The following is a 23513-nucleotide window of genomic DNA, read 5'->3' as shown; positions in this document are numbered from 1 at the left end:
ACCCACTTATGATGGGCGGTGATCACTCTTGTGGAATGACTTGCCTGCATGCAATCCAATCGCCTTACCTCTGCCTCAAACCGTATTTTCGACTTCCTGTGTCAATGGATCCTGCCGCTGGGATTGCTGATCTTGCTTTCAGGGATGTTCTATCTCAAGAGTCGTAGCTCGCTGGCTACATTTTACCTCGGGCTGTTCGGTATCCCCTCGCTGCTGATGCTCTGTCTGCGCCCGAGGGAAATCAAGACCCTGCTGGGTGAGCCGATTATTGCCGGATTCCTCGCGCTCTGTATCTGGCTGTGCCTGACCCTGCTGTGGAGCCCTCCGCAGAACCCGGATTTCGGGATGATGAAAATCACCCTGCAACCCCTCATGCTCTTCGCCGGTTGCGCCATGCTGCTCCAGTACCGTGGCGAGGCCCTGAAACCCCTGCTGTTCTGCGCGGCAATCATCGCCCTGGTCGCGACCATCAGCGACCTTGCATCGTTTATAAAAGACTATGCGCCAGGCCATCGCATGGTTGGCGCAGGAGCCTTCACCAACCCGCTGCTGAGCTCTCACCTGTTCGGTTTTTTCTGCATTTACTGGTTGTACATCAGCATTACCAGCCAGCGCCTGTCGGCCCTTTGGCTCAGCGTACCGGCGATGGCCGTCATGCTGGTCGCGGTCATGGCAACGGGTTCGCGAACCCCTCTGGTCGCCCTTACCCTGTCCATCCTGTGGCTGAGTATTGTCAGCCGCAATCGCAGGGCCCTGCTAATGATCGCGGGCATGCTGCTGGGTTCAGCCGCCATTCTGCTGTTGTTCCCGGAGATATTGGGCGACCGTGGCAGCTCCTATCGCCTGCAGATCTGGCAAATTGCCTTGCAGCGAATCGCCGAACATCCCTGGATCGGTCATGGATACGACTCCGAACTGCGCATCGATGTTGGCATAGGTTTTCTGCTGGAGGAGCCGCACAATTTTGCTCTAGGGGTTCTCTACTACGTCGGGATCATAGGCCTGATCCCCTGGGTCTTCGTATTGGTGTGGGGCCTGCTCAGCAGCTACCGACAGCGACTCCAGCCAATGTTCGTCCTCGCCTCCACTTTGCTGGTCTATGGCATTGGTGCAGGCCTGACCGAAGGTGGCGCGATCATCACACGACCGCGCGAACACTGGTTCCTGCTGTGGATCCCCTTGGCGCTGATCGCGGCACTCAGCATCGCCAACCGCCGCAATCAACAACTGGCAAAGGCGAACCCAGCTCAACCTTGAGTCATGGTTGGCCTGCTCACTTGCACTCCACGCCGTCGTTACCATCCGCTCCGAAGGCGAGCTGGATCGACGGACGAGCACAAGACATCAGGTTGCGTACCCTCCTCACGACTCAAGAGGCTGTGCGCTGCCTGGCGTAGGCGAGAAACCCGGTAATATCGTCGCTGCAAAGCTTGTCGGCCAAACCCCGCACTTCGTCCTTAGGCCAACTCCACCAGGCACTTTGCAATAATGCAAGGCGCTGGTCCTCTGGAAAACGCCACTTCAGAAAGCGCGCTGGATTCCCGCCTACCACGGCATAAGGCTCAACATCCCGAGTCACCACCGCACCGGCGGCGACAATCGCGCCATCACCGATGGTGACGCCGGAAAGCAGCGTGCAATTGGAACAAAGCCACACATCGTTGCCGACCCTGACATCACCGCGAGAACCGCCATAGTTGGCAATCTGCGACACCTGCGGCAACATGGCGGGAAACGGGAAAGTAGTCACCCAATCAGCACGATGATGGCCGCCGAGAAAAATCTGTACACCACCGGCGACCGAACAATAGGCCCCGATACGCAACGTCGTACCTTCATACCAATCATGGACCAGCGGCACGCCATAGCTGCCATAGCCATAATCATAGTCAGGGTACTGAAGGCGAAAACGTGCGCCTCCCTGCTCGATTTTCGGCAGTTTGCGAATCGCACGCTTGGCGCGTTTTTCCCGATAGCGTTCAAGCCAGCCCACGCCGTTATCCCCTGTGTTGTCGCGAGAAAAACAAGCGACCCAAACCACGCCAGGTCTTGCGATCAAAGTATTTGAACGGAAGCTGCTTGAGCAACTCGCGAGCCAACGCCCTATCTCGATTGGCGGTTTTGACAAACATCGAATTCAGGAATTTATAACGGGCGATATCGTAACCGGGATGATCGCTGAACAGCCCATAGGTCTTGAGGATGTTGTTGATCATGAACCGGTGGTTCTTGTATGAGTTGGTCGCATGCTGGCGGTATTGGGCCATGACCACATTCAGCACATCGATGTAATAACCGGCATGGGTGATCTTGAGTTCGATGTACAGGTCCTCCAGGGGGATCTCCGGATCGAAGCCGCCGACCTTGTCCAGGGCCTCACGACGCAGCATCAGCGTCGGTGCTGGCGGAAACGGTTTGAGCCCCATGAACATTTCATCGAAGTTCAGGCGCCGGAACGGCAGGTCACGGTGCTGGCGCTTTTCCGGCATCAGTTCGCCATTACTGTCGATGATTTCCATATTACCGGCGCAAATACCCACTTCAGGCTTATCGGCCATATAAGCAACCTGCGTGGCGATCCGCTCGGGAAACATGATGTCGTCCGAACCGAAGGACACAATCAGGCTACCTTTGGTTCGAGCAATGGCCCCATTGAGGGTGCGCGTCAGCCCCTGGTTCTGCTGGGTCCGGAAATCAAATCCATGCTCGGCCTGCAGCCGCGTAATGCGCTCGACGCTATCGTCTGTCGAACCATCGTCGACCACCAACAGCTCAATATTCGGGTATGTCTGGCCCAGCACGCTCAGAATGCTCTGCTCGATGTAGGGTCCATGGTTATAGGAAGCGATGACAACCGAAACCAGCGGCTGCTGACTCATGCCCGTCCCACCTCGCGCAGACTGGTTTCAATCAAGTCTTGGTACTTTTGCCGGAACTCCGTCAGGGTGTGATGCTCTTCCAGGTAACAAAAGACCTGCTCACCCTTGGCGCGCAGCTGTTCATCACTCATCGCCAGATAGGTGTCCAGCGCTGCGGCCAGTTGCTCCACATTGCCCGGATCGTGGGACAGGCCACCGGCGCCCTGCACCAGCGGCAACATCGCCGGAACGTTGGAAGCAATGACAGGCAAGTGCCCACTCATGCCTTCCAGCAACGCCAACCCCAACCCCTCGGTCAGCGAAGGCATGGTCCAAATATCAAACGCCCGCACATACTTCATGGCGTCCTCACGAAAACCGGTCAAATGCGCGCGGCCCGTCAGCCCCAGACGTTCAATCTCGGCCCGCAAGTCCGCTTCGGCACGCCCGGAGCCAATAATCGCCACCTGCGCGTTCGGGTACTTGTCCTTGAGCAAGGCAAAAGCCTGTAGCAAATGGTCGTGCCCCTTGATCGGCACCAGGCGACCCAACGCGCCGATGATCCGCGGCTCGAGCGCAAGGCCCAGCGCCTCGCGGGCCTGATCGCGAGGCAGTTGCAACCGCTCGGACTGCTCGATATCGATGGCATTGGTGACAAACGTGGTGTTCTGCCGTGTAAAACCACAGTTCAGTTCCACCAAATAGTCTCTGACCGCCGCCGAAACCCCGACAAATCGCCAGTTCGGACTGACCCAACGCTGATGATGAAGACGACGATAGAGGCGGTCGTACTCTTCAAAACCGTGGGCAATCCCGATGCACAATGGGATTTTCAGCCAGCGGTTGAGCACCAGCATCATGTTCAATGACTTGAATCGGTTGCAAATCACCACATCGAATTGTTGCTCACGGCAGTACTTGTAGATCTGCCACATGGCCCCCAGGCGCAGCCCTTTGACGGCCTTATAGGGAAACTCGAAGTACTTGGAGTGATCCGCCACGCTCAAGGGTTGCCCGGGAGCCGGATGCCCCCGCAGAAACGCCGAAGTCACCTCGAAGCGCTCTGCCGGAAGCGATTTGATAATCTGCTCCGCCAGATCGGCGAAGTCATTTTCCTTTACGTTGTAATCCGGCTGTAGCTGCAAAACCTTGAAACGAGGCTTCATAATTCTCCATGCTGCGATGGTAGTGGCTCAGCGGCCCGGGAAGTGGATCAACAACTGCAACCTGCCAGCCTCACGGGGCTGGCAGTCCTGCTCGAGCTTACTGTGCAAGCGGCTGAACACCCGGCAGCCACCCAAAGCAGGCGATATCAACCCAGGGGGTCATACCCATTGGCGCCATCCTTGACCACCAGGATGTCTTCCATGATCAGGTACTGCAGGTCCGAGCCAAAGAACATGTTCAGGGCATCGGTCGGCGAGCAGATCATCGGTTCGCCGCGACGGTTCAACGAGGTGTTCAGGGATACGCCGTTGCCGGTCAATACCTCCAGCGCCTTCATCATGTCGTAGTAGCGCGGGTTGTATTCGCGCTTGAGCACCTGGGCTCGCGAAGTGCCGTCCTCATGCACGACTTCCGGCACACGGGTCTTCCACTCTTCGGACACTTCGAAGGTGAAGGTCATGAACGGCGCCGGGTGATCGATCTTGATCATCTGCGGCGCCACGGTGTCGAGCATCGATGGGCAGAACGGCCTCCAGCGCTCGCGGAACTTGATCTGGTGGTTGATCCGATCCGCCACGCCAGCGATGCTCGGGCAACCGATGATCGAACGCCCGCCCAGGGCCCGCGGACCGAACTCCATGCGACCCTGGAACCAGGCCACCGGGTTGCCGTCGACCATGATCCTGGCGATCTGCTCCGGCATGTTGTCGAGCTTGCGCCACTTCGGCGCGTTCTCGTGACGCGCGCAGGCGGCGATCACGTCTTCGTTGCTGTAGGACGGGCCGAGATAGACATGTTCCATCTTCTCCACCGGTACACCACGGGCATGGGACACATAGGCCGCCGCGCCCACCGCCGTACCGGCATCACCGGAAGCCGGTTGCACGAACAGTTCCTTGACGTCGTTGCGGGCAATGATCTTCTGGTTCAACTTGACGTTCAGCGCGCAACCACCGGCAAAGGCCAGCTTGCCGGTGTCCTTGAGAATATCGCCCAGGTAGTAATCGATCATCTGCAGCGAGATCTTCTCGAACAGCGCTTGCATGCTGGCCGCGTAGTGAATGTAGGGCTCGTCGGCAATATCGCCTTCGCGCTTGGGGCCCAGCCATTCGATCAGCTTCGGCGAGAAGTAGAAGCCCTTGCCCTTTTCCTTGTAGCGACGCAGGCCGACGACGTTGGCGTAGTCGGTGTTGATCACCAGCTCGCCGTTTTCGAACGAGGCCAGGCGCGAGAAGTCGTACTGGCTGGCATCGCCGTAAGGGGCCATGCCCATCACCTTGAATTCGCCGTCGAGCATTTCGAAGCCGAGGAACTCGGTGATCGCACCGTACAGGCCACCCAGGGAGTCCGGGTCGAAGAACTCCTTGATCTTGTGGATCTTGCCGTTTTCGCCGTAGCCGAAGAAAGTCGTGGCGTACTCGCCCTTGCCGTCGATACCGAGGATCGCGGTTTTCTCTTTAAAACCGGAACAGTGGTAGGCACTGGAAGCGTGGGCCAGGTGATGCTCGACCGGCTCGATCTTGACTTTCTTCGGATCGAAGCCCAGTTGCTCCAGGCACCAGACGATCTTGTTGCGATAGCGCTTGTAGCGGCGGTTGCCCATCAGGAGCGCGTCAAGGGCGCGATCCGGGGCGTACCAGTAACGTTTGGCATAGTGCCAGCGAGCCTTGCCGAACAGGCTGATGGGGGCGAACGGAATCGCCACCACATCAACGTCGGACGGTTTGATACCCGCCTGCTCCAGGCAGAACTTCGCCGACTCGTAAGGCATGCGGTTCTTTGCATGCTTGTCGCGTACGAAGCGTTCCTCTTCGGCCGCCGCAATCAGCTTGCCGTCGATGTACAGCGCTGCGGAGGGATCATGACTAAGGGCGCCGGACAGGCCGAGAATCGTCAATGCCACAGGGGTCTAGCCTCTCAAAGTCCATATGCAGGCGACAAGGCGCCTGAAAAAATGTGTTCCCACCAAGGGGGTGGCAAACAACTAAAGGGCAGGATTATAGCAAGGATTATCAATGCGGGAGCTGACACCGGGCAGACGATCACTCTGGTTTCATCTGCCCGCTGTATCCGACCGCAGGCATATCAGCCCTGGAGGGCTGTCGTCGATTGGGGCAAACGCTGGTCGATCAGCTGATACAAGGCGCTGCTCGCCGGCCAGTTGCGCATGAAGCGCGCCCGATCACGAGCATAGGCCTTGGCGAAGCTGTGCGCCGACCTATGCTGGCGCATCGAGTCCAGGTCGATCAAGGCCCAACGGCCATCCTGCCAGAACAGGTTATGCCCCTTGAAATCACCGTGGCTGATACGTTCGCGGATCAACTCGACAAACAGTTGCTCCAGCGCCTTGAGCTCGGTCGGCGGTACTGCGCCCGATTCCACGTACGGTGCAAAGCGCTCGATCACATCCGGCCCGTCCAGGTGCTCGGTGAGCAGGTAGGCACGGCTGCGCAGCCAGAAAAACCGCCGTTCCAGCACGGCGAGCGGCTTGGGCGTGGCGATCCCGAGGAACGCCAGGCGATTGCCCTCACGCCAGGAATGCCAGGCCCGGCTCGGTCGCCAGAAACGCTTGAGCCAATGGCTGAAGCCCTTGATGTTGTAGCGCTTGAGCACCAGTGGACGATCGCCGACATCGACCCGTCCCACCGTGGCCGTACCGCCATTCTTGTACAAGGGCCCCTGGGCGAGCAGCGCATCGGCTTGCTCCAGCACCGGCCCCAGCGCCGCTTCTTCTTCGCGACGAATCGCCCGCAGGCCGAACGCCCCACTGCGAACACTGAACAGCGAACACTCGCGAGCGACCTTGCGCAGAAAATCCTTCAAGCGCCAGCCACGGACCTTGTCCACCTGCTTGAGCAGCGCTTCCAGCGGCAACGCATGCTCGCCATTGCTCAGCAGGTAATGCACCAGCAGCTCTTCGATAAAAGGTTCGAATGCCTTGGGCAACTGGGCAAAAAACATCCCGAGGTTTTCCAGCACTTTCTGCCGTGACAGCGGCTGGCCCGCCTGTTCGACGCGGATCCCGGCGCCATCGATCAAATACAGCTTGCCGTCATGGCGCAGCAGATTGTCCAGGTGCAGGTCTTCCTGCCACAGGCCCTTGCCGTGCATCTGCGCAATGACGCCCAGCGCCTCGGCCAGCACCTGTTGCTGCTCGTCGGCCAGCAGCGGCAACGACTCGACCTTGCTCCAGGCCTCGCCCAGGCTCTCGGCGCCTTCGAGAAACTCGAACAGCAACCAGCCGCCCTCGCCTTCTTTCAGGCCATCGACCAGCAACCGCGGCGTGCTCAGGCCCTGCTCGGCCAACAGCCGAACGCCCTGCAGTTCACGCTGGAAGTGCCGTGCCGCCTTGCTGCCCACCAGTAATTTGGCCAGCACCGTCCGCCCACGCCAGACCCCGGCACCGACATACCGCTGCCCCGGCAGCACGCGCAACAGGCTCAGCAACTGCAGCTGTGCGCTGCCGGCAGGGTCCGCCAACTCCAGGCCCAGGGGTATTGCCGGAGCCCGTCCGGCCGTTTTCAACTCAGATAAACGCATCAACCACTTCCTTCGCCAAACGACGCAAGCGCGGCAACATCAGAGCGCGCCGCCGTAACGCAGTTTGCGCTGGTAAAGTTTCTCTGCCTTGCGCTCCAGCAAGGTCAGCAGCGCCGCTTCATCCCGCAGGATCTGGCGCAGCGGCTTGAGAAAATAGCCTTTCAGGAAGCGCAACAGGTCGCGTCGGGTCAGGCCAATATCCAGCACCGAGAAATACAGCGCCGCCAGATCCTTGTTGCGCCAGCGCGCGGGGATCGCCGCGCGGGTCTGGGCACGGTGCAGGTCGATGACCGAGAGCTTGAGATCCTCGGCCGTCACCGGCTTGTCGGTGTGTAGCAGGAAGTGGCAGATATAGCAGTCACGATGATTGACCCCGGCGCGGTGCATCATGCCGGTCATCCGCGCCACTTCGGCAATCAGCGCGCGCTTGAGCCGCGGCTCCGGCGGCTGCTTGGGCCAGTCCATGCTGAAGTCTTCGAGACTGATGGTCGGCGCCAGCTCTTCGGTGACGATAAACGAATGCTGGTCCGCCGGGTTGCTACCACGTTCGCCATAGGCCACGGCGGTCATGGTCGGCACCGCGACCTCCTGCAGACGCTGGATCGCCCGCCACTCCTGACCGGCACCGAGAACCGGCAGCTTGGCGGTCACCAGGTTCTTGAAGATCTCCCGCCAGCCGATGCCACGGTGGATCTTGACGAAATAACCACGGCCGGCGACTTCCGTACGCAAGGTACGCCGCGCTTCCAGCTCACGGTAAACCACACCCTCCAGGCGCTCGACCTCGGCGAACGCATCGCGTCCGGCCCACAGGTGCTTGAACGGCTCGGCCAGGATCAACTTCATTGCGCTAGTTCCCCCAGGATCACGTCCGCCGCGCGCTGCGGCATGCTGTAGAGGTCGGCCGTCTCGGCATAGGTCAGGCCATATTGGCTCCACGCCAGGCGCGCGGCCTGATCGGACAGCATCCGCTCCAGGTATTGATTGAGCTGGGATTGCTCGAACGGCTCGTCCAGCACCAGGCCGCAATCGGCATCGGCGATGTAGCGGGCATAACCGCAGACCGCGCTCACCAGCACTGGCAGGCCGGCCACCAGGGCCTCAAGCAGTACCGTGCCGGTATTTTCGTTGTAGGCCGGATGGATCAGCAGATCGGCACCCAGCAGGAAACGCGGGACATCACTGCGCCCCATAAGGAACTGCACTCGCTCGCCCAAACCCAACGAGGCACTCTGCGCCTGGAAGGCCTTGGGATCGTCCTGGCCGATGACAAACAGCCGGGTGCGCTCTTTCAAGGCCGACGGTAACGCGGCCAGGGCCTTGAGGCTGCGATCGAGCCCCTTGGTCTTGAACCCGGAACCGATCTGCACCAGCAGCAGCTCATCGTCCGCCAGGTTGAACTCGCGGCGAAACTCGGCGCGGATCTCGGCGGCATTCGCCGGTGCCCGACGATCCAGGGAAATCCCCGGCGGCAGCACGTGGAAGCGCTCCGTCGGGGTGTCGTAATACTTGACGAAAAGCGGCTGCTGAACTTCCGAGATCATCAGGATTTCCGTCTTTGCCTCCCTGGCGAACACTGCCCGCTCATACTCGGCGAAATGCTGATAGCGGCCCCAGAGGCGATAGAGCGAATGACGCTGATTCTGCGCCTTGTCTTCGAAGCAACCGTCGGCGGCATAGTAAACGTCCAGATCGGGCATCTTGTTGAAACCGATCAGCCGCGCCACCGGGCGCTTGGCCAGGTCGGCCTTGACCCAGGCACTGAACCTGGCGTAACGCCGATGATTGAACAACGCCTTGACCGGCACCATCACCACCTCGAAGCCGGGCGGGATATCCCCCTCCCAGAACAGGCTGTAGACGCGGATCTGGTGCCCGCGCTGCTGGCACTCCAGGGCAATGCGCATGAAGTCACGCTGTAATCCGCCAAACGGAAAGTACTTGTACAGAACAAAAGCCAGTTGCATCAGTGCCGCTCCTCAGCCATTAACAGCGCGCTCAATCGGCTCGCCACACGCTCGGGATTCAAGCGTGTGAAGCACAGAGGCAACTCGCGTTTCAGATCGAAGCGCTGCTGGTCCTCCGCTGTCGGAACGTAGGTGCATTTCTTTTGAAGACAAGGCGCGCAGGGAAAATTGCTCGCCAGATGGATCTGCGACCGGCCGTAGGCACCGGTCAGGCTCGAGCTGGTCGGACCGAACAGCGACAGCGTCGGTACATCCAGCGCCGCGGCCAAGTGACCGAGGCCAGTATCCACCGCGACGCAGGCAGTGGCGCCGGCCAGTACCTTCGCGACCCCAGCCAGGTTCAGCTTGGGCAGGACCACGACATGCTTCAGGTTGCGCGCAATCCGCTCGGCCCGGGCCTTTTCCTCGGCATTGCCCCAGGGTAGTTTCACCGGCACACCCAACTGACCCAGACGCACGGCCAACTCGCGCCAGTAGGCTTCCGGCCAGTGCTTGGTGTCCCAGGTGGTGCCGTGCAGAAACAGCACGAAAGGCGCCTTGCGCGGCAACTCGACCAGCTTGTCGACATCCAGGCCGTAGTCGCCCATGCCCCTGGGCAAGTCATAGCCCAGCGCCAAGGCAAACAACTGGCGCATGCGCTCGACCGCATGCTGATTTCGCGCCACTGCCAGGCGCCGCGAATAAAAGCGGCTGGCCAGGGGTTCGCGGGCTGAGTTCGTGTCCGGACCGGCCACCGGGGCCTTGGCATAACGGGTCAGCAAAGCGCTTTTCACCAGGCCCTGGGCATCGATTACCAGATCGTAGGGGGTGGCGCGCAAGCTCTGCTTGAAACGCCGCCACTCGCCACTCTTGATCGTCTGCCAGATATTCTTGCGCCAGCGGCGGATCGCCACTGGAATTACCTTGTCCACCGCCGGGTGCCAGCTCGGGATTTCGGCGAACCCTTCCTCGACCACCCAGTCGAAACGGATGCCGGGAATCGCTCGCGCGGCATCGGTGAGCGCCGGCAAGGCATGGATCACATCGCCCAGGGAGGAGGTCTTGACCAGCAATACGCGCAATTAGTGGACCTCGACCGCAGTGCCGTGCAACCGCTGCAAGGCTTCGTTCACCGGGGTCGGCTCAAGCTGACGCAGGCAGTTGTAATGGCCGAAGCGGCAGGTCCGGTCAAAACAGGGACTGCACTCCAGGCCCAGGCGGACGATTTCCACCTGGTCCGCCAACGGCGGAGTGAAAACCGGCGAAGTCGAGCCGTAGACCGCCACCAGCGGCCGGTTCAACGCGGCGGCGACATGCATCAGCCCCGAGTCGTTGGAGACCACCGCATCGGCACAGGACATCAGGTCGATGGCCTCGGCCAGGGACGTGTCGCCACAGAGGTTCACCGCCTCTTCCCGCAACCCCGGGATCAAGCGCTGACGAATGTCTTCGCCGACCCCGTGATCGTTCTTCGAGCCGAACACCCAGACCTGCCAACCCTCACGAATCCACGTCTCGGCGACTTTCGCGTAATGCTCCGACGGCCAGCGCTTGGATTCGCCGAACTCGGCACCCGGGCACAACGCCAGCACCGGGCGATCCAGGCTCAGTCCGAACTTGGCCAACGCGGCCTCGCGGCTGGTCGGGTCGATCTGCAAACTCGGCCGCGGATATGGCGTCGGCAGGCTTTCACCCGGCTCATAGGCCAGGGCCATGAAACGCTCGATCATCAGCGGATAACGTTCTTTATCCAGCTTGCGTACATCGTTGAGCAGGCCGTAGCGGAACTCACCGCGCCAACCGGTGCGCTTTGGCACGCCGGCGAAAAACGGCACCAGCGCCGACTTCAGCGAGTTGGGCAGCAGGATCGCCTGGTCGTATTGACCGGCCAGGGACTTGCCGATGCGCCGCCGCGTGGCCAGTTCCAGGGCTCCGTGGCCGAGCGGAAAGCTCAAGGCGGCCCGCACCTCGGGCATGCGCTCGAGGATCGGGCGGCTCCACTCCGGGGCCAGTACATCGATCTCACACTGCGGATGACGCTGCTTCAGGCACTGGAACAGTGTCTGAGCCATCACCATGTCACCGACCCAGCTGGGCCCAACGATCAGAATATTCATAGGCTTCCACAAACGATGCGGGGAGGCTTAAGCCTCCCCGCCTCTAAAATATCAATCAGCTTAGCCCCAGCTCGGTCCATATCCGCATGACATCGCGGCGTTCGACCGCGAACTGATCGCCAGCGATCACCCCCGCCTCATTCTGCAGCGCCTGGCGGTGGGCGGCGGAGCGATAGGCCTTGTAGACCTCGCGCAGCAGGTTGGCATCCGTGGCGGGAATCAGCTCAGCCTGCTCCAGCCCTTCGAGAATGCGGATATTGTCGGTATAGCGGAGTAACGCCGGGTGCGCTTTCGACCAGGCCAATGTCGCGTATTGCACCATAAATTCAATATCGACGATACCACCGGCATCCTGCTTGATATCGAAGGGTGCCGTGGTCTCGAAGGCATTGGCCGCGGTGCCCGCCGCAGTGGCCTTGCTCCCCAGGTTGTCACGCATCTTGGCGCGCATCTCGCTGACTTCCTGACGCAAGGTCGGCAAATCCCGCTCACGCCCCAGCACCGCCGCCCGCACCTTCTCGAACGCCGTACCCAGCGCCTGGCAGCCCACCAGCACCCGGGCGCGGATCAGCGCCTGATGTTCCCAGGTCCAGGCTTCATTCTGCTGGTAACGCTCGAAGGCGCCCAGGGAACTGACCAGCAGGCCCGAAGCCCCGGACGGGCGCAAGCGCATATCCACTTCATAGAGCTGGCCGGAGTTGGTCTGGGTGGTCAGCAGGTGAATGATCCGCTGGCCCAGGCGGGTGAAGAACTGCGCGGTATCGATGGGCTTGGCGCCATCGGTCTCGGCATTCGGGTCGCCATCATGGATAAACACCAGGTCCAGGTCCGAGCCATGGCCCAGCTCGATGCCGCCGACCTTGCCGTAGCCGACAATAATAAAGCCAGGGTCGCACAAGCTGCCGTCGACGCGGCGCGGTGAACCATGCCGGGCGACGGTCTGGCGCCAGGCCAGGGCCAGCACCTGTTCGAGGATCGCTTCGGCGAGCCAGGTGAGGTAGTCGCTGACCTTCATCAACGGCAGGCTGCCGGAAATCTCCGAGGCCGCGACCCGCAGGCGATGCGCCAACTTGAAGTGGCGCAAGGCTTCCATCTGCTGCTCGAGGTCGTCTTCCGGAATCCGCGTCAGGCGCTCACGCAGCTCCGCCGCCAACTCCGGCGCCAGCGGCGGCTTGAACAGCCGGCCTTCGTTGAGCAACTCGTCGAGCAGCATGGGGAAGCGGGTGATCTGTTCGGCAATCCATGGGCTGGCGGCACACAAGGTCAGCAAGCGGCGCAAGGCCCCGGGGTTTTCCGTAAGCAGCACCAGGTAGGCCGACCGCCGGGCCACGGCTTCCACCAAGGGCAGCACGCGCTCCAGCACCAGGTCCGGATCGGCATGCTCCACCGCCTGGGCCAGCAGCCGCGGAATAAAGGCATCGAGCCGCTCCCGGCCGAGACGCTGCATGGCGCGCAACTGCGGACTGGTACGCAGCGCCGCCAGCTGTTTCAGGGCCTTGGCGGCCTCTTTGAAACCGCCTTCCTGCAACTGCCGGCAGGCCGCCTCCTCGTCCTGGGACTCTTCCCACAGTGGCAGCCATTCGCCGCCGACCATCACTTCGCTCGCGGCACCGTCCTCTTCGTCCGGGTCGGCGATCACCTGGCGGAAATGCCAGTCGACCCGCCCGCGCCAGTGCATCAGTTGCCCATGAAACGCCGCCCAACTGTCGAAGCCCATCATGAAGGCAATCCGCGCGCGGTCCTTTTCACCGTCGGGCAACATCTGGGTCTGGCGGTCGGCAATCGCCTGGATCGCATGCTCGGTGTAGCGCAGGAATTCATAGCCATTGCGCAATTCGCCGATCACCGCCGGCGGCAGGTAACCCTGGCCTTCCAAGGTGCTCAGCACCTTCAACAGCGGCCGTTGCTGCAGGCTCAGGTCACGCCCGCCGTGAATCAGCTGGAAGGCCTGGGCAATGAACTCGACCTCGCGAATACCACCGGAACCCAGCTTGATATTCTCGGCCATGCCCTTGCGCCGGACCTCCTGCTGAATCAGCTGCTTCATGGTGCGTAGCGCTTCGATGGCCGAGAAATCCAGGTAACGCCGATAGACGAAGGGCCGCAGCATCTCCAGCAATTGCGCGCCGGCCACCTGGTCACCGGCCACCACCCGCGCCTTGATCATCGCGTAGCGTTCCCAGTCGCGACCCTGATCCTGGTAGTACTGCTCCAGAGCGTTGAAGCTCAGCACCAACGCACCGGCCGAGCCATAGGGCCGCAAGCGCATGTCGACGCGGAACACGAAACCGTCGACGGTGATCGGGTCCAGGGCCTTGATCAAGCGCTGGCCCAGGCGGATGAAAAACTCCTGGTTGTCCAACGGGCGCTTGACCCCGACCGTCTCGCCGCCTTCCGGATAGGCAAAGATCAGGTCGATGTCGGAGGACAGGTTCAACTCCATCGCACCGAGCTTGCCCATGCCGAGGATGACCATCTGCTGCGCCTCGCCGCTGCGCCGCCCGGTGGGCGTGCCGAACTGCTGGCAATGCCGCGGGTACAGCCAGCGATAACCCTGGTCGATGCAGGCGTCGGCCAGATCGGAAAGATCACGACAGGTCTGCACCAGATCCGCCTGGCGAGTCAGGTCACGCCAGATGATCCGTACCTGCTGGCGCGTGCGTTGACGCCGCAGGGCGCGACCCAGCTCATCCTCGGTTTCGACCGGCTGCAGCGCCGCGGCGATCTGCCCGCACATCTCCCCTGGTGCCAAGCCACGATCCAGGTCGCCGAACTGCGCCAGCTCCAGCAACATCAAAGGGTCACGCACCGATTGTTCAATAAAGAAGTCGCTGGCCGCGCTGACCCGGGCGAACTGCGCCCAGCGCTGCGCGGTCCACTGCGCCAACCCGTGATCGTCCTCCAGGACGGCGACGGCGGCACGAAACGACTGCTCGGCACGACTGGCGGCAGGCAGGAGAATGGCCGGCAGGTCGGCCAACGTTGGAAGGCTCATGGTCTATCCTTGGTGATCGAACAATCAGCCGCAGTCTGTGATAGCGAGAAACACGCTCTGGAAAGGACTGTCGAACAAAAGTTAGAAATAGCTGATAATGGTTATTTTTTGGCAGCCAGCTTCAAAAAAATGGTCGCCTTGATTAATTTCCAACCAACAATATCGATTACGCTCACAACATAGCAGGAAGTTTTTACTCGTCGATCTGTAGTTTTACTACTCGTCTATACATTCGAAAGGCTGAAATGGCCGACGATTTGTAGTAAAACTACAGGACTCCGGTACAACCTCCGGACATCCAAGAATTTATGTCGTCTGCCCACAAGGCCAGTCGCAAACTCAGGCAACCGATTCTGGAAGCCTTTCCGCCCTGGAGCAAGCCATGCAAGACCTCGATCCCGTCGAAACCCAGGAATGGCTGGACGCCCTGGAATCGGTTCTCGACAAAGAAGGCGAAGACCGTGCTCACTACCTGATGACCCGTATGGGCGAACTCGCGACCCGCAGCGGCTCGCAACTGCCCTACGCCATCACCACGCCGTACCGCAACACGATTCCCGTCACCCACGAAGCACGCATGCCTGGCGACCTGTTCATGGAACGCCGCATTCGCTCGCTGGTGCGCTGGAACGCCATGGCCATGGTAATGCGCACGAACTTGAAAGATTCTGACCTGGGCGGTCACATCTCCAGCTTCGCCTCCAGCGCCACCCTGTATGACATCGGTTTCAACTACTTCTTCCAGGCCCCGACCGACGAACACGGCGGCGACCTGATCTACTTCCAGGGCCACACCTCGCCAGGCGTCTACGCCCGTGCGTTCATGGAAGGTCGCATCAGCGAAGAGCAAATGAACAACTTCCGCCAGGAAGTCGACGGTCAGGGCCTGTCGTCCTACCCACACCCTTGGCTGATGCCTGACTTCTGGCAGTTCCCGACCGTTTCCATGGGCCTGGGTCCGATCCAGGCGATCTACCAGGCTCGCTTCATGAAGTACCTGGAAGCCCGTGGCTTCATCCCGGAAGGCAAGCAAAAAGTCTGGTGTTTCCTCGGCGACGGCGAGTGCGACGAGCCGGAATCCCTGGGTGCGATTTCCCTGGCCGGCCGCGAGAAACTGGACAACCTGATCTTCGTCATCAACTGCAACCTGCAGCGCCTCGACGGCCCGGTTCGCGGCAATGGCAAGATCATCCAGGAACTCGAAGGCGTGTTCCGTGGCGCCCAGTGGAACGTCACCAAGGTCATCTGGGGCCGTTTCTGGGACCCACTGCTGGCCAAGGACGTCGACGGCATCCTGCAACGCCGGATGGACGAAGTCATCGACGGCGAGTACCAGAACTACAAAGCCAAAGACGGCGCGTTCGTCCGTGAGCACTTCTTCAACTCGCCAGAACTCAAGGCGATGGTTGCTGATCTGTCCGACGACGAGATCTGGAAACTCAACCGTGGCGGCCACGACCCGTACAAGGTCTACGCGGCGTACCACGAAGCGGTCAACCACAAGGAACAACCGACCGTCATCCTGGCCAAGACCATCAAAGGTTATGGCACCGGCGCCGGCGAAGCGAAGAACACCGCGCACAACACCAAGAAGGTTGATGTTGAAAGCCTGAAGCTGTTCCGCGATCGCTTCGACATTCCGGTCAAAGATGACCAGCTGGAAAACCTGCCGTTCTTCAAGCCGGAAGCCAACAGCGCCGAAGCCCGCTACCTCAGCGAGCGTCGCACTGCACTGGGCGGTTTCGTGCCACAGCGTCGCGCCAAGAGCGTCAACATCCCGACTCCGCCACTCGATACCCTCAAGGCGATCCTGGACGGCTCGGGCGACCGTGAAATCTCCACCACCATGGCCTTCGTGCGGATCCTCGCGCAACTGGTCAAGGACAAGGAAATCGGCTCGCGCATCGTTCCGATCATCCCCGACGAAGCCCGTACCTTCGGTATGGAAGGCATGTTCCGTCAGTTGGGCATCTACTCCTCCGTCGGCCAGCTCTACGAGCCAGTCGATAAAGACCAGGTGATGTTCTACAAGGAAGACAAGAAGGGCCAGATTCTCGAAGAAGGTATCAACGAAGCGGGCGCCATGAGCTCCTTCATCGCTGCCGGTACTTCGTACTCCAGCCACAACCAGCCGATGCTGCCGTTCTACATCTTCTACTCGATGTTCGGCTTCCAGCGGATCGGCGACCTCGCCTGGGCCGCTGGCGACAGCCGCACCCGTGGCTTCCTGATCGGCGGCACCGCCGGCCGGACCACGCTCAACGGCGAAGGCCTGCAACACGAAGACGGTCACAGCCACATCCTGGCCGGCACCATCCCGAACTGCCGCACCTTTGATCCAACCTACGGCTATGAGCTGGCGGTGATCATCCAGGACGGCATGAAGAAGATGACCGAAGAGCAGCAGGACGTCTTCTACTACATCACCGTGATGAACGAGTCCTACCAACAACCTGCCATGCCGGCCGGTGTCGAGGAAGGCATCATCAAGGGCATGTACCTGCTCGAGGAAGACACCAAGGAAGCGGCTCACCACGTGCAACTGATGGGCTCCGGCACCATCCTGCGCGAAGTGCGTGAAGCAGCGAAGATCCTGCGTGAGCAATTCAACATCGGCGCCGACGTGTGGAGCGTGACCAGCTTCAACGAACTGCGTCGCGACGGTCTGGCCGTGGAGCGCAGCAACCGCCTGCACCCTGGCCAGAAGCCAAAGCTGAGCTACGTCGAAGAATGCCTCAACGGCCGCAAAGGTCCGGTGATCGCCTCTACCGACTACATGAAGTTGTTTGCTGAACAGATTCGCCAGTGGGTCCCATCCAAGGAGTTCAAAGTCTTGGGTACCGACGGTTTCGGCCGTAGTGACAGCCGCAAGAAGCTGCGTCACTTCTTCGAAGTCGACCGTCATTTCGTGGTGTTGGCAGCCCTGGAAGCCTTGGCTGACCGTGGTGAGATCGAACCCAAGGTGGTGGCGGACGCTATCGTCAAGTTCGGGATCAACCCGGAAAAACGCAACCCACTGGACTGCTGAGGAGACACCCTGTGAGCGAACTCATTCGCGTACCTGACATCGGCAGCGGTGAAGGTGAAGTAATCGAACTGTTTGTGAAGGTCGGCGACCGTATCGAAGCCGACCAGAGCATCCTGACGCTGGAATCGGACAAGGCGAGCATGGAAGTGCCCGCGCCGAAAGCCGGCATCATCAAAAGCCTGAAAGTGAAGCTGGGCGACCGCCTGAAAGAAGGCGACGAACTGCTCGAACTGGAAGTCGAAGGTGCCGCTGCGGCGGCGCCTGCGGCCGCACCAGCGCCTGCCGCCCAGGCGGCTGCGCCGGTTGCCGCCGTGGCACCGATTGCCGCTCCGAGCGCCGCGCCTGCCGCCACCTCGGCCCAGCAAGTGCACGTGCCGGACATCGGTTCGTCGGGCAAAGCCCAGATCATCGAGATCTCGGTCAAGGTCGGTGACAGCATCGAAGCCGATCAATCGCTGATCACCCTCGAATCCGACAAGGCCAGCATGGAAATTCCATCGCCGGTCGCCGGCGTCGTGGAAAGCATCAGCGTCAAGCTCAACGACGAAGTCGGTACCGGCGACCTGATCCTGGTTCTGAAAGTCGCTGGTGCTGCATCGGCTGCTGCTCCAGCAGCGGCCCAAGCCGCCGCCGCACCGACTGCCGCTCCGGCGCCAGTGGCTGCACCGGCCGCTCCGGTTGCCGACAGCGTCCAGGACATCCACGTCCCGGATATCGGTTCGGCGGGCAAGGCCAAGATCATCGAAGTCTCGGTCAAGGCCGGCGACACCGTCGAGGTCGATCAATCGCTGATCACCCTCGAATCCGACAAAGCCAGCATGGAAATCCCATCGCCGGCCGCTGGCGTGGTGGAAAGCATTTCCATCAAGCTCGACGACGAAGTCGGTACCGGTGACCTGATCCTCAAGCTGAAGGTCAAGGGCGTTGCCACGGCAGCCGCTCCTGCTCCAGCGGCCGCACCTGCCGCACCGGCCAAGGCTGAAGCCGCACCCGCCACTGCACCGGCTCCAGCAGCGGCTCCGGCAGCCGCCCCGGCCAACTCGGGGGCCAAGGTCCATGCCGGCCCAGCGGTACGCCAACTGGCCCGTGAGTTCGGCGTCGAACTGAACGCGGTCAGCGCCAGCGGTCCGCACGGTCGCATCCTCAAGGAAGACGTGCAGGTCTACGTCAAGGCGATGATGCAGAAGGCCAAGGAAGCACCGGCCGCCGCGGCTGCCGGCGCAACCGGCGGAGCCGGCATCCCGCCGATTCCGGTGGTGGACTTCAGCCGCTTCGGCGAAATCGAAGAAGTACCGATGACCCGCCTGATGCAGGCTGGCGCCGCCAACCTGCACCGCAGCTGGCTGAACGTGCCGCACGTGACCCAATTCGACTCGGCGGATATCACCGAGCTGGAAGCGTTCCGCGTGGCCCAGAAAGCCGTGGCCGAGAAGGCTGGCGTCAAGCTGACCATTCTGCCGCTGCTGCTCAAGACCTGCGCCCACCTGCTCAAGGAGCTGCCGGACTTCAACAGTTCGCTGGCCCCAAGCGGCAAGGCGATCATCCGCAAGAAGTACGTCAACATCGGCTTCGCCGTCGACACCCCGGATGGCCTGCTGGTCCCGGTGATCAAGAACGTCGACCAGAAGAACCTGCTGCAACTCGCCGCCGAAGCGGCTTCCCTGGCTGAAAAGGCCCGGACCAAGAAGCTCTCCGCCGACGACATGCAGGGCGCCTGCTTCACCATTTCCAGCCTCGGGCATATTGGCGGCACCGGCTTCACGCCGATCGTCAACGCGCCGGAAGTGGCGATCCTCGGTGTTTCCAAGGCCACCATCCAGCCGGTCTGGGATGGCAAAGCGTTCCAACCCAAGCTGATGCTGCCGCTGTCGCTGTCCTACGATCACCGCGTGATCAACGGCGCGGCCGCCGCGCGCTTCACCAAGCGCCTGAGCGACCTGCTGGCGGACATCCGCACTATCCTGCTGTAACCGCGAACCCGGTCTCTTCCCATGAGGAGACCGGGGCCGCGCACCGATTTCCGAGCGCCACGCTCGTACCTCAACCCCGCCACTTGGCGGGGCTTTTTTTGTCCGTTTTCCGGGCAACACCACAAACGATTCAGCAAACACCGTGACTATCGCGAAATAGACGGCTGGCGAGGCCCGTTCACTGAAGAATTTCCCCCTTCGGCCGATACATTGAAGGCACGGAGCCACTGTTGTGCTTGTCAGCCTGACCCGCTTAATGCAACCTTGCCCAACACGCCAGAAAAACGCTCTTGAACCAGCGTGACCCGTACTCTTGAAGCGAGCTCTTAATGAAAAGCCAACCGGATGTCGCCAATAGATTGGCGGCCGAGGTAGTCACGCAATTGCCGGTGCCCTCGCGGCTCGGCATGCTGCGTTTCGAACGGCTGAATGAAGCAAGCTGGGCACTGCTGTTTCTCGATCCCAATTGCGAGCGCCAGTTCGGCCAACCGGCCATCGAACTGTGTGCCCTGGTCGGTTCGCCCTATGCCAGCCTGATGGAGCCCGAAGCCCGTTACCGGCTGCACGACACCATCCAGCAGCAACTGGTCGATAGCCCGCATTACCTGATCCGCTACACCCTGCACACCACCCAGGGCCCATTGAGCCTGCTGGAAGTCGGTGAAGCCTACAAACAACACAACCGTCACCTGCTGCGTGGCTACCTGCTGGTGGTCCAGGGCCTGCTCGGCCAGGAACCGGCCTTGCCGGCCGCCGACCTGGAAACCCAGAACAACCGCCTGCAGATTGCCCTGGAACTGAACCAGCGCGCCCAGCAGGAGCAATTGCTCCACCTGGACCGGGTGCGCGCCCAGCAGGACCTGATCCTGCGCCTGGCGCGCCAGCGCTACAGCGCCGGCAAGTCCCTGCTCGAAGCCGCCGAACTGATCACCCGTTGCGCCTGCGATATCTACGAAATCGACTGTGCGAGCATCTGGAACCTCGAAGGCAATCGCCTGGTGCCGATCTGCTCCTATCACCGTGATCGCCAGCAGTACGTGCTGCCGGATATCATCGATGTCGGTGGTTTCCCCGACTATCTCGAAGCCCTGCACACCAGCCGCGCCATCGACGCCCACAACGCCAACCGCGACCCGCGCACCCGGGAAATGGCCGAAAGCCTGCGCCCGCGCGACACCAATGCCATGCTCGACGCCAGCATCCGTATCGACGGCCAGGTGGTCGGCGTGCTGTGCCTGGAACAAACCGGCAAGAGCCGCGCCTGGCAGTCCGATGAAATCGCCTTTGCCGGCGAGCTGGCGGACCAGTTCGCCCAGGTCATCAATAATCACAACCGACGGACCGCCACCAGCGCCCTGCACCTGTTCCAGCGCGCCGTCGAGCAGAGCGCCAACGCCTTCCTGCTGGTCAGCAGCGAAGGCGTGGTGGAATACGTCAACCCCAGCTTCACCGCCATCACCCAGTACAGCACCGAGGAAGTCCACGGCCAGAAGCTCTCCGAGCTGCCGGCCCTGGAGAACCTCAGCGAGCTGCTGTTCGACGCGCCCTCGAGCCTGGCCAAGAGCAACAGCTGGCAAGGCGAGTTCAAGAGCCGGCGCAAGAACCTCGAACCCTACTGGGGCCAGCTGTCGATTTCCAAGGTCTATGGCGACAACCGAGAGCTGACCCACTACATCGGCATCTACGAAGACATCACCCAGACCAAGCTCGCGCAACAGCGCATCGAACGCCTGGCCTACACCGACAACCTGACCAACCTGGGCAACCGTCCGGCCTTTATCCGCAACCTCGACGAGCGTTTCGCCCGCGACAGCGATTCGCCCATCAGCCTGCTGCTGGTGGACATCGACAACTTCAAGCGGATCAACGACAGCCTCGGCCACCAGACCGGCGACAAGCTGCTGATCAGCCTGGCCCGACGCCTGCGCAACAGCCTGAGTCCGAGCGGCAGTCTGGCGCGCTTCGCCAGTAACGAATTCGCGGTGCTGCTGGACGACACCGACCTGGAAACCGGGCAACAGATCGCCAGCCAGTTGCTGACCACCCTCGACAAACCGATGTTCGTCGACAACCAGTTGATCAGCGTCACCGGCTCCGTGGGCCTGGCCTGCGCGCCGTTGCACGGCCGCGACCCACAGACACTGATGCGCAACGCCGGTCTGGCCCTGCACAAGGCCAAGGCCAACGGCAAGCACCAGGTCCAGGTCTTCACCGAAGCGCTGAACGCCGAGGCCAGCTACAAGCTGTTCGTCGAGAACAACCTGCGTCGCGCCCTGACCCAGAACGAGCTGGACGTGTTCTACCAGCCCAAGCTCTGCCTGCGCAGCGGTCGCCTGCTGGGCATGGAAGCGCTGTTGCGCTGGAACCACCCGGAGCGCGGCATGATCCGTCCGGACCAGTTCATCAGCGTCGCCGAAGAAACCGGCCTGATCATCCCGATCGGCAAATGGGTCGCGCGCCAGGCCTGCCGCATGAGCAAGCAACTGACCGCCTCCGGCCTGGGCAAGCTGCAGGTGGCAATCAACCTGTCGCCCAAGCAGTTCTCCGACCCGGACCTGGTGGCCTCCATCGCCAGCATCCTCAAGGAAGAACAGCTACCGCCGAGCCTACTGGAGCTGGAACTGACCGAAGGCTTGCTGCTGGAAGCCACCGAAGACACCCACCAGCAACTCGACCAGTTGAAAAAGCTCGGCCTGACCCTGGCCATGGACGACTTCGGCACCGGCTACTCGTCCCTGAGCTACCTGAAGAAATTCCCGATCGACATCATCAAGATCGATCGCAGCTTCATCCATGAAATCCCGGATAACCAGGACGACATGGAAATCACCTCCGCGGTGATCGCCATGGCCCACAACCTGAAGATCAAGGTGGTGGCCGAAGGCATCGAGACCTACGAACAGCTGACCTTCCTGCGTCGCCATCGCTGCGACGTCGGCCAGGGCTACCTGTTCGACCGGCCGATCCCCGGCATCGAACTGATCCAGCAGCTCAAACGTTACCCGCGCGGCCCTTTGGCCTGACAGCGCTGTAACACTCGGGCACACTGTTGGTCTATCTTCCTGTATCGCTTATCCCAACCTGACTGAGAGGACTGCGACATGGTCTTGCGCTCGGAAATACTGGTGAACAAAAACGTGCTCCCAACCAAAGAACAAGCTCTGCCTGGCCGCGAAACTCCAATGAGCGTGCCGGAAAAACATTTCGTCAATGGCAACCCGTTGCTGGGCCCCTTCCCCGGCAACGTGGAATTCGCGATCTTCGGCCTGGGCTGTTTCTGGGGCGCGGAACGGCGCTTCTGGCAACGCGAAGGGGTGTACAGCACCTCGGTAGGTTACGCCGGTGGCTTCACGCCGAACCCGACCTACGAGGAAGTCTGCTCGGGCCTGACCGGCCACAGCGAAGTGGTGTTGGTGGTGTATGAACCGGAGATCGTCAGCTACGAACAGCTGCTGGCGCTGTTCTGGGAACTGCATGATCCGACCCAGGGCATGCGCCAGGGCAACGACATCGGCAGCCAGTACCGCTCGGTGATCTACGCCACCAAACCGGACCAACTGGAGGCCGCGCTGAAGAGCAAACAGCTGTTCCAGGCCGAACTGAGCAAGGCCGGCCATGGCACCATCACCACGGAAATCGACGAAGCGCCGACCTTCTTCTATGCCGAGGCCTATCACCAGCAGTACCTGGCGAAGAACCCCGAAGGCTATTGCGGGATTCGTGGCACCGGCGTGACCTGCCCGATCTGATTGAACGCCGCCCTCCCCCTGTGGGGGGGGGGGGGGGGGGGGGGGGGGGGGGGGGGGGGGGGGGGGTTGGGGGGGGGGGGGGGGGGGGGGGGGGGGGGGGGGGGGGGGGGGGGGGGGGGGGGGGGGGGGGGGGGGGGGGGGGG

General features: G+C 61.5%; 15 protein-coding genes. 5 read left to right on the top strand and 10 right to left on the bottom strand.

What is annotated here, in order from left to right; genetic code table 11:
- Nucleotides 1-48 precede the first annotated feature (48 nt).
- Nucleotides 49-1257, top strand: coding sequence for an O-antigen ligase family protein (locus tag AC07T0_RS11290; protein WP_495001259.1), 1209 nt, complete (start codon nt 49-51; stop codon nt 1255-1257).
- A gap of 112 nt (nt 1258-1369) precedes the next feature.
- Here the strand turns inward: AC07T0_RS11290 and AC07T0_RS11285 are convergent, their stop codons facing one another.
- The 10 genes from AC07T0_RS11285 to glnE all read right to left on the bottom strand — a co-directional run bounded on the left by AC07T0_RS11285 (nt 1370) and on the right by glnE (nt 14623).
- The gene (locus AC07T0_RS11285) at nt 1370-1993 is read right to left on the bottom strand and encodes a CatB-related O-acetyltransferase (RefSeq protein ID WP_495001258.1); all 624 of its coding nucleotides are present in this window, start codon (nt 1991-1993) and stop codon (nt 1370-1372) included.
- A 4-nt stretch (nt 1994-1997) separates the two neighbouring features.
- Complete coding sequence (locus AC07T0_RS11280) at nt 1998-2879, bottom strand: glycosyltransferase (RefSeq protein WP_495001257.1); 882 nt, start codon at nt 2877-2879, stop codon at nt 1998-2000.
- Nucleotides 2876-4024 (bottom strand): glycosyltransferase family 4 protein, encoded by a 1149-nt coding sequence (locus AC07T0_RS11275; RefSeq protein ID WP_495001256.1) that lies wholly within the window; start codon nt 4022-4024, stop codon nt 2876-2878. Before AC07T0_RS11275 ends, AC07T0_RS11280 begins: the two co-directional genes overlap by 4 nt.
- Before the next feature lie 146 nt (nt 4025-4170).
- Nucleotides 4171-5928: a carbamoyltransferase family protein gene (locus AC07T0_RS11270; RefSeq protein WP_495001255.1), complete on the bottom strand. Its 1758-nt coding sequence runs from the start codon at nt 5926-5928 to the stop codon at nt 4171-4173.
- 182 nt (nt 5929-6110) lie between these two features.
- The gene (locus AC07T0_RS11265; RefSeq protein WP_495001254.1) at nt 6111-7565 is read right to left on the bottom strand and encodes a lipopolysaccharide kinase InaA family protein; all 1455 of its coding nucleotides are present in this window, start codon (nt 7563-7565) and stop codon (nt 6111-6113) included.
- Between the two features lie 39 nt (nt 7566-7604).
- Nucleotides 7605-8411: a lipopolysaccharide core heptose(I) kinase RfaP gene (gene rfaP / locus AC07T0_RS11260; protein WP_495001253.1), complete on the bottom strand. Its 807-nt coding sequence runs from the start codon at nt 8409-8411 to the stop codon at nt 7605-7607.
- On the bottom strand, nt 8408-9532 hold the full coding sequence (locus tag AC07T0_RS11255) for a glycosyltransferase family 4 protein (protein ID WP_495001252.1): 1125 nt from the start codon (nt 9530-9532) through the stop codon (nt 8408-8410). Before AC07T0_RS11255 ends, rfaP begins: the two co-directional genes overlap by 4 nt.
- Complete coding sequence (gene waaC / locus AC07T0_RS11250; protein WP_495001251.1) at nt 9532-10593, bottom strand: lipopolysaccharide heptosyltransferase I; 1062 nt, start codon at nt 10591-10593, stop codon at nt 9532-9534. The genes AC07T0_RS11255 and waaC overlap by 1 nt, the downstream gene beginning before the upstream one ends.
- Nucleotides 10594-11628, bottom strand: a complete 1035-nt coding sequence (gene waaF / locus AC07T0_RS11245) for a lipopolysaccharide heptosyltransferase II (protein ID WP_495001250.1) — start codon at nt 11626-11628, stop codon at nt 10594-10596.
- A gap of 55 nt (nt 11629-11683) precedes the next feature.
- Entirely contained in the window at nt 11684-14623 is a 2940-nt protein-coding gene (glnE, locus tag AC07T0_RS11240) for a bifunctional [glutamate--ammonia ligase]-adenylyl-L-tyrosine phosphorylase/[glutamate--ammonia-ligase] adenylyltransferase (protein ID WP_495001249.1), read from the bottom strand.
- 382 nt (nt 14624-15005) lie between these two features.
- On the opposite strand from glnE, the gene aceE reads away from it, so the two are divergent.
- From aceE to msrA, 4 genes are all read left to right on the top strand, one after another.
- Nucleotides 15006-17651, top strand: coding sequence for a pyruvate dehydrogenase (acetyl-transferring), homodimeric type (aceE, locus tag AC07T0_RS11235; protein ID WP_495001248.1), 2646 nt, complete (start codon nt 15006-15008; stop codon nt 17649-17651).
- Between the two features lie 11 nt (nt 17652-17662).
- A complete protein-coding gene (gene aceF / locus AC07T0_RS11230; protein ID WP_495001247.1) occupies nt 17663-19621 on the top strand; it encodes a dihydrolipoyllysine-residue acetyltransferase in 1959 nt (652 codons plus the stop codon).
- A 329-nt stretch (nt 19622-19950) separates the two neighbouring features.
- Nucleotides 19951-22644, top strand: coding sequence for a putative bifunctional diguanylate cyclase/phosphodiesterase (locus AC07T0_RS11225; protein WP_495001246.1), 2694 nt, complete (start codon nt 19951-19953; stop codon nt 22642-22644).
- Nucleotides 22645-22722: 78 nt separating this feature from the next.
- Nucleotides 22723-23370 (top strand): peptide-methionine (S)-S-oxide reductase MsrA, encoded by a 648-nt coding sequence (gene msrA / locus AC07T0_RS11220; RefSeq protein ID WP_495001245.1) that lies wholly within the window; start codon nt 22723-22725, stop codon nt 23368-23370.
- The last annotated feature ends 143 nt before the right edge of the window (nt 23371-23513 follow it).

It is taken from the genome of Pseudomonas sp. GW821-FHT04D07 (genome assembly GCF_059420225.1).
This window is presented reverse-complemented; position numbering and strand designations above follow the sequence as displayed.

Coding starts and splice junctions, on each gene's coding strand:
- AC07T0_RS11225 (WP_495001246.1), top strand. CDS start 19,951: ATGAAAAGCCAACCGGATGTCGCCAATAGATTGGCGGCCGAGGTAGTC.
- AC07T0_RS11275 (WP_495001256.1), bottom strand. CDS start 4,024: ATGAAGCCTCGTTTCAAGGTTTTGCAGCTACAGCCGGATTACAACGTA.
- aceE (WP_495001248.1), top strand. CDS start 15,006: ATGCAAGACCTCGATCCCGTCGAAACCCAGGAATGGCTGGACGCCCTG.
- msrA (WP_495001245.1), top strand. CDS start 22,723: ATGGTCTTGCGCTCGGAAATACTGGTGAACAAAAACGTGCTCCCAACC.
- AC07T0_RS11290 (WP_495001259.1), top strand. CDS start 49: ATGCAATCCAATCGCCTTACCTCTGCCTCAAACCGTATTTTCGACTTC.
- AC07T0_RS11255 (WP_495001252.1), bottom strand. CDS start 9,532: ATGCAACTGGCTTTTGTTCTGTACAAGTACTTTCCGTTTGGCGGATTA.
- glnE (WP_495001249.1), bottom strand. CDS start 14,623: ATGAGCCTTCCAACGTTGGCCGACCTGCCGGCCATTCTCCTGCCTGCC.
- rfaP (WP_495001253.1), bottom strand. CDS start 8,411: ATGAAGTTGATCCTGGCCGAGCCGTTCAAGCACCTGTGGGCCGGACGC.
- waaF (WP_495001250.1), bottom strand. CDS start 11,628: ATGAATATTCTGATCGTTGGGCCCAGCTGGGTCGGTGACATGGTGATG.
- AC07T0_RS11265 (WP_495001254.1), bottom strand. CDS start 7,565: ATGCGTTTATCTGAGTTGAAAACGGCCGGACGGGCTCCGGCAATACCC.
- AC07T0_RS11280 (WP_495001257.1), bottom strand. CDS start 2,879: ATGAGTCAGCAGCCGCTGGTTTCGGTTGTCATCGCTTCCTATAACCAT.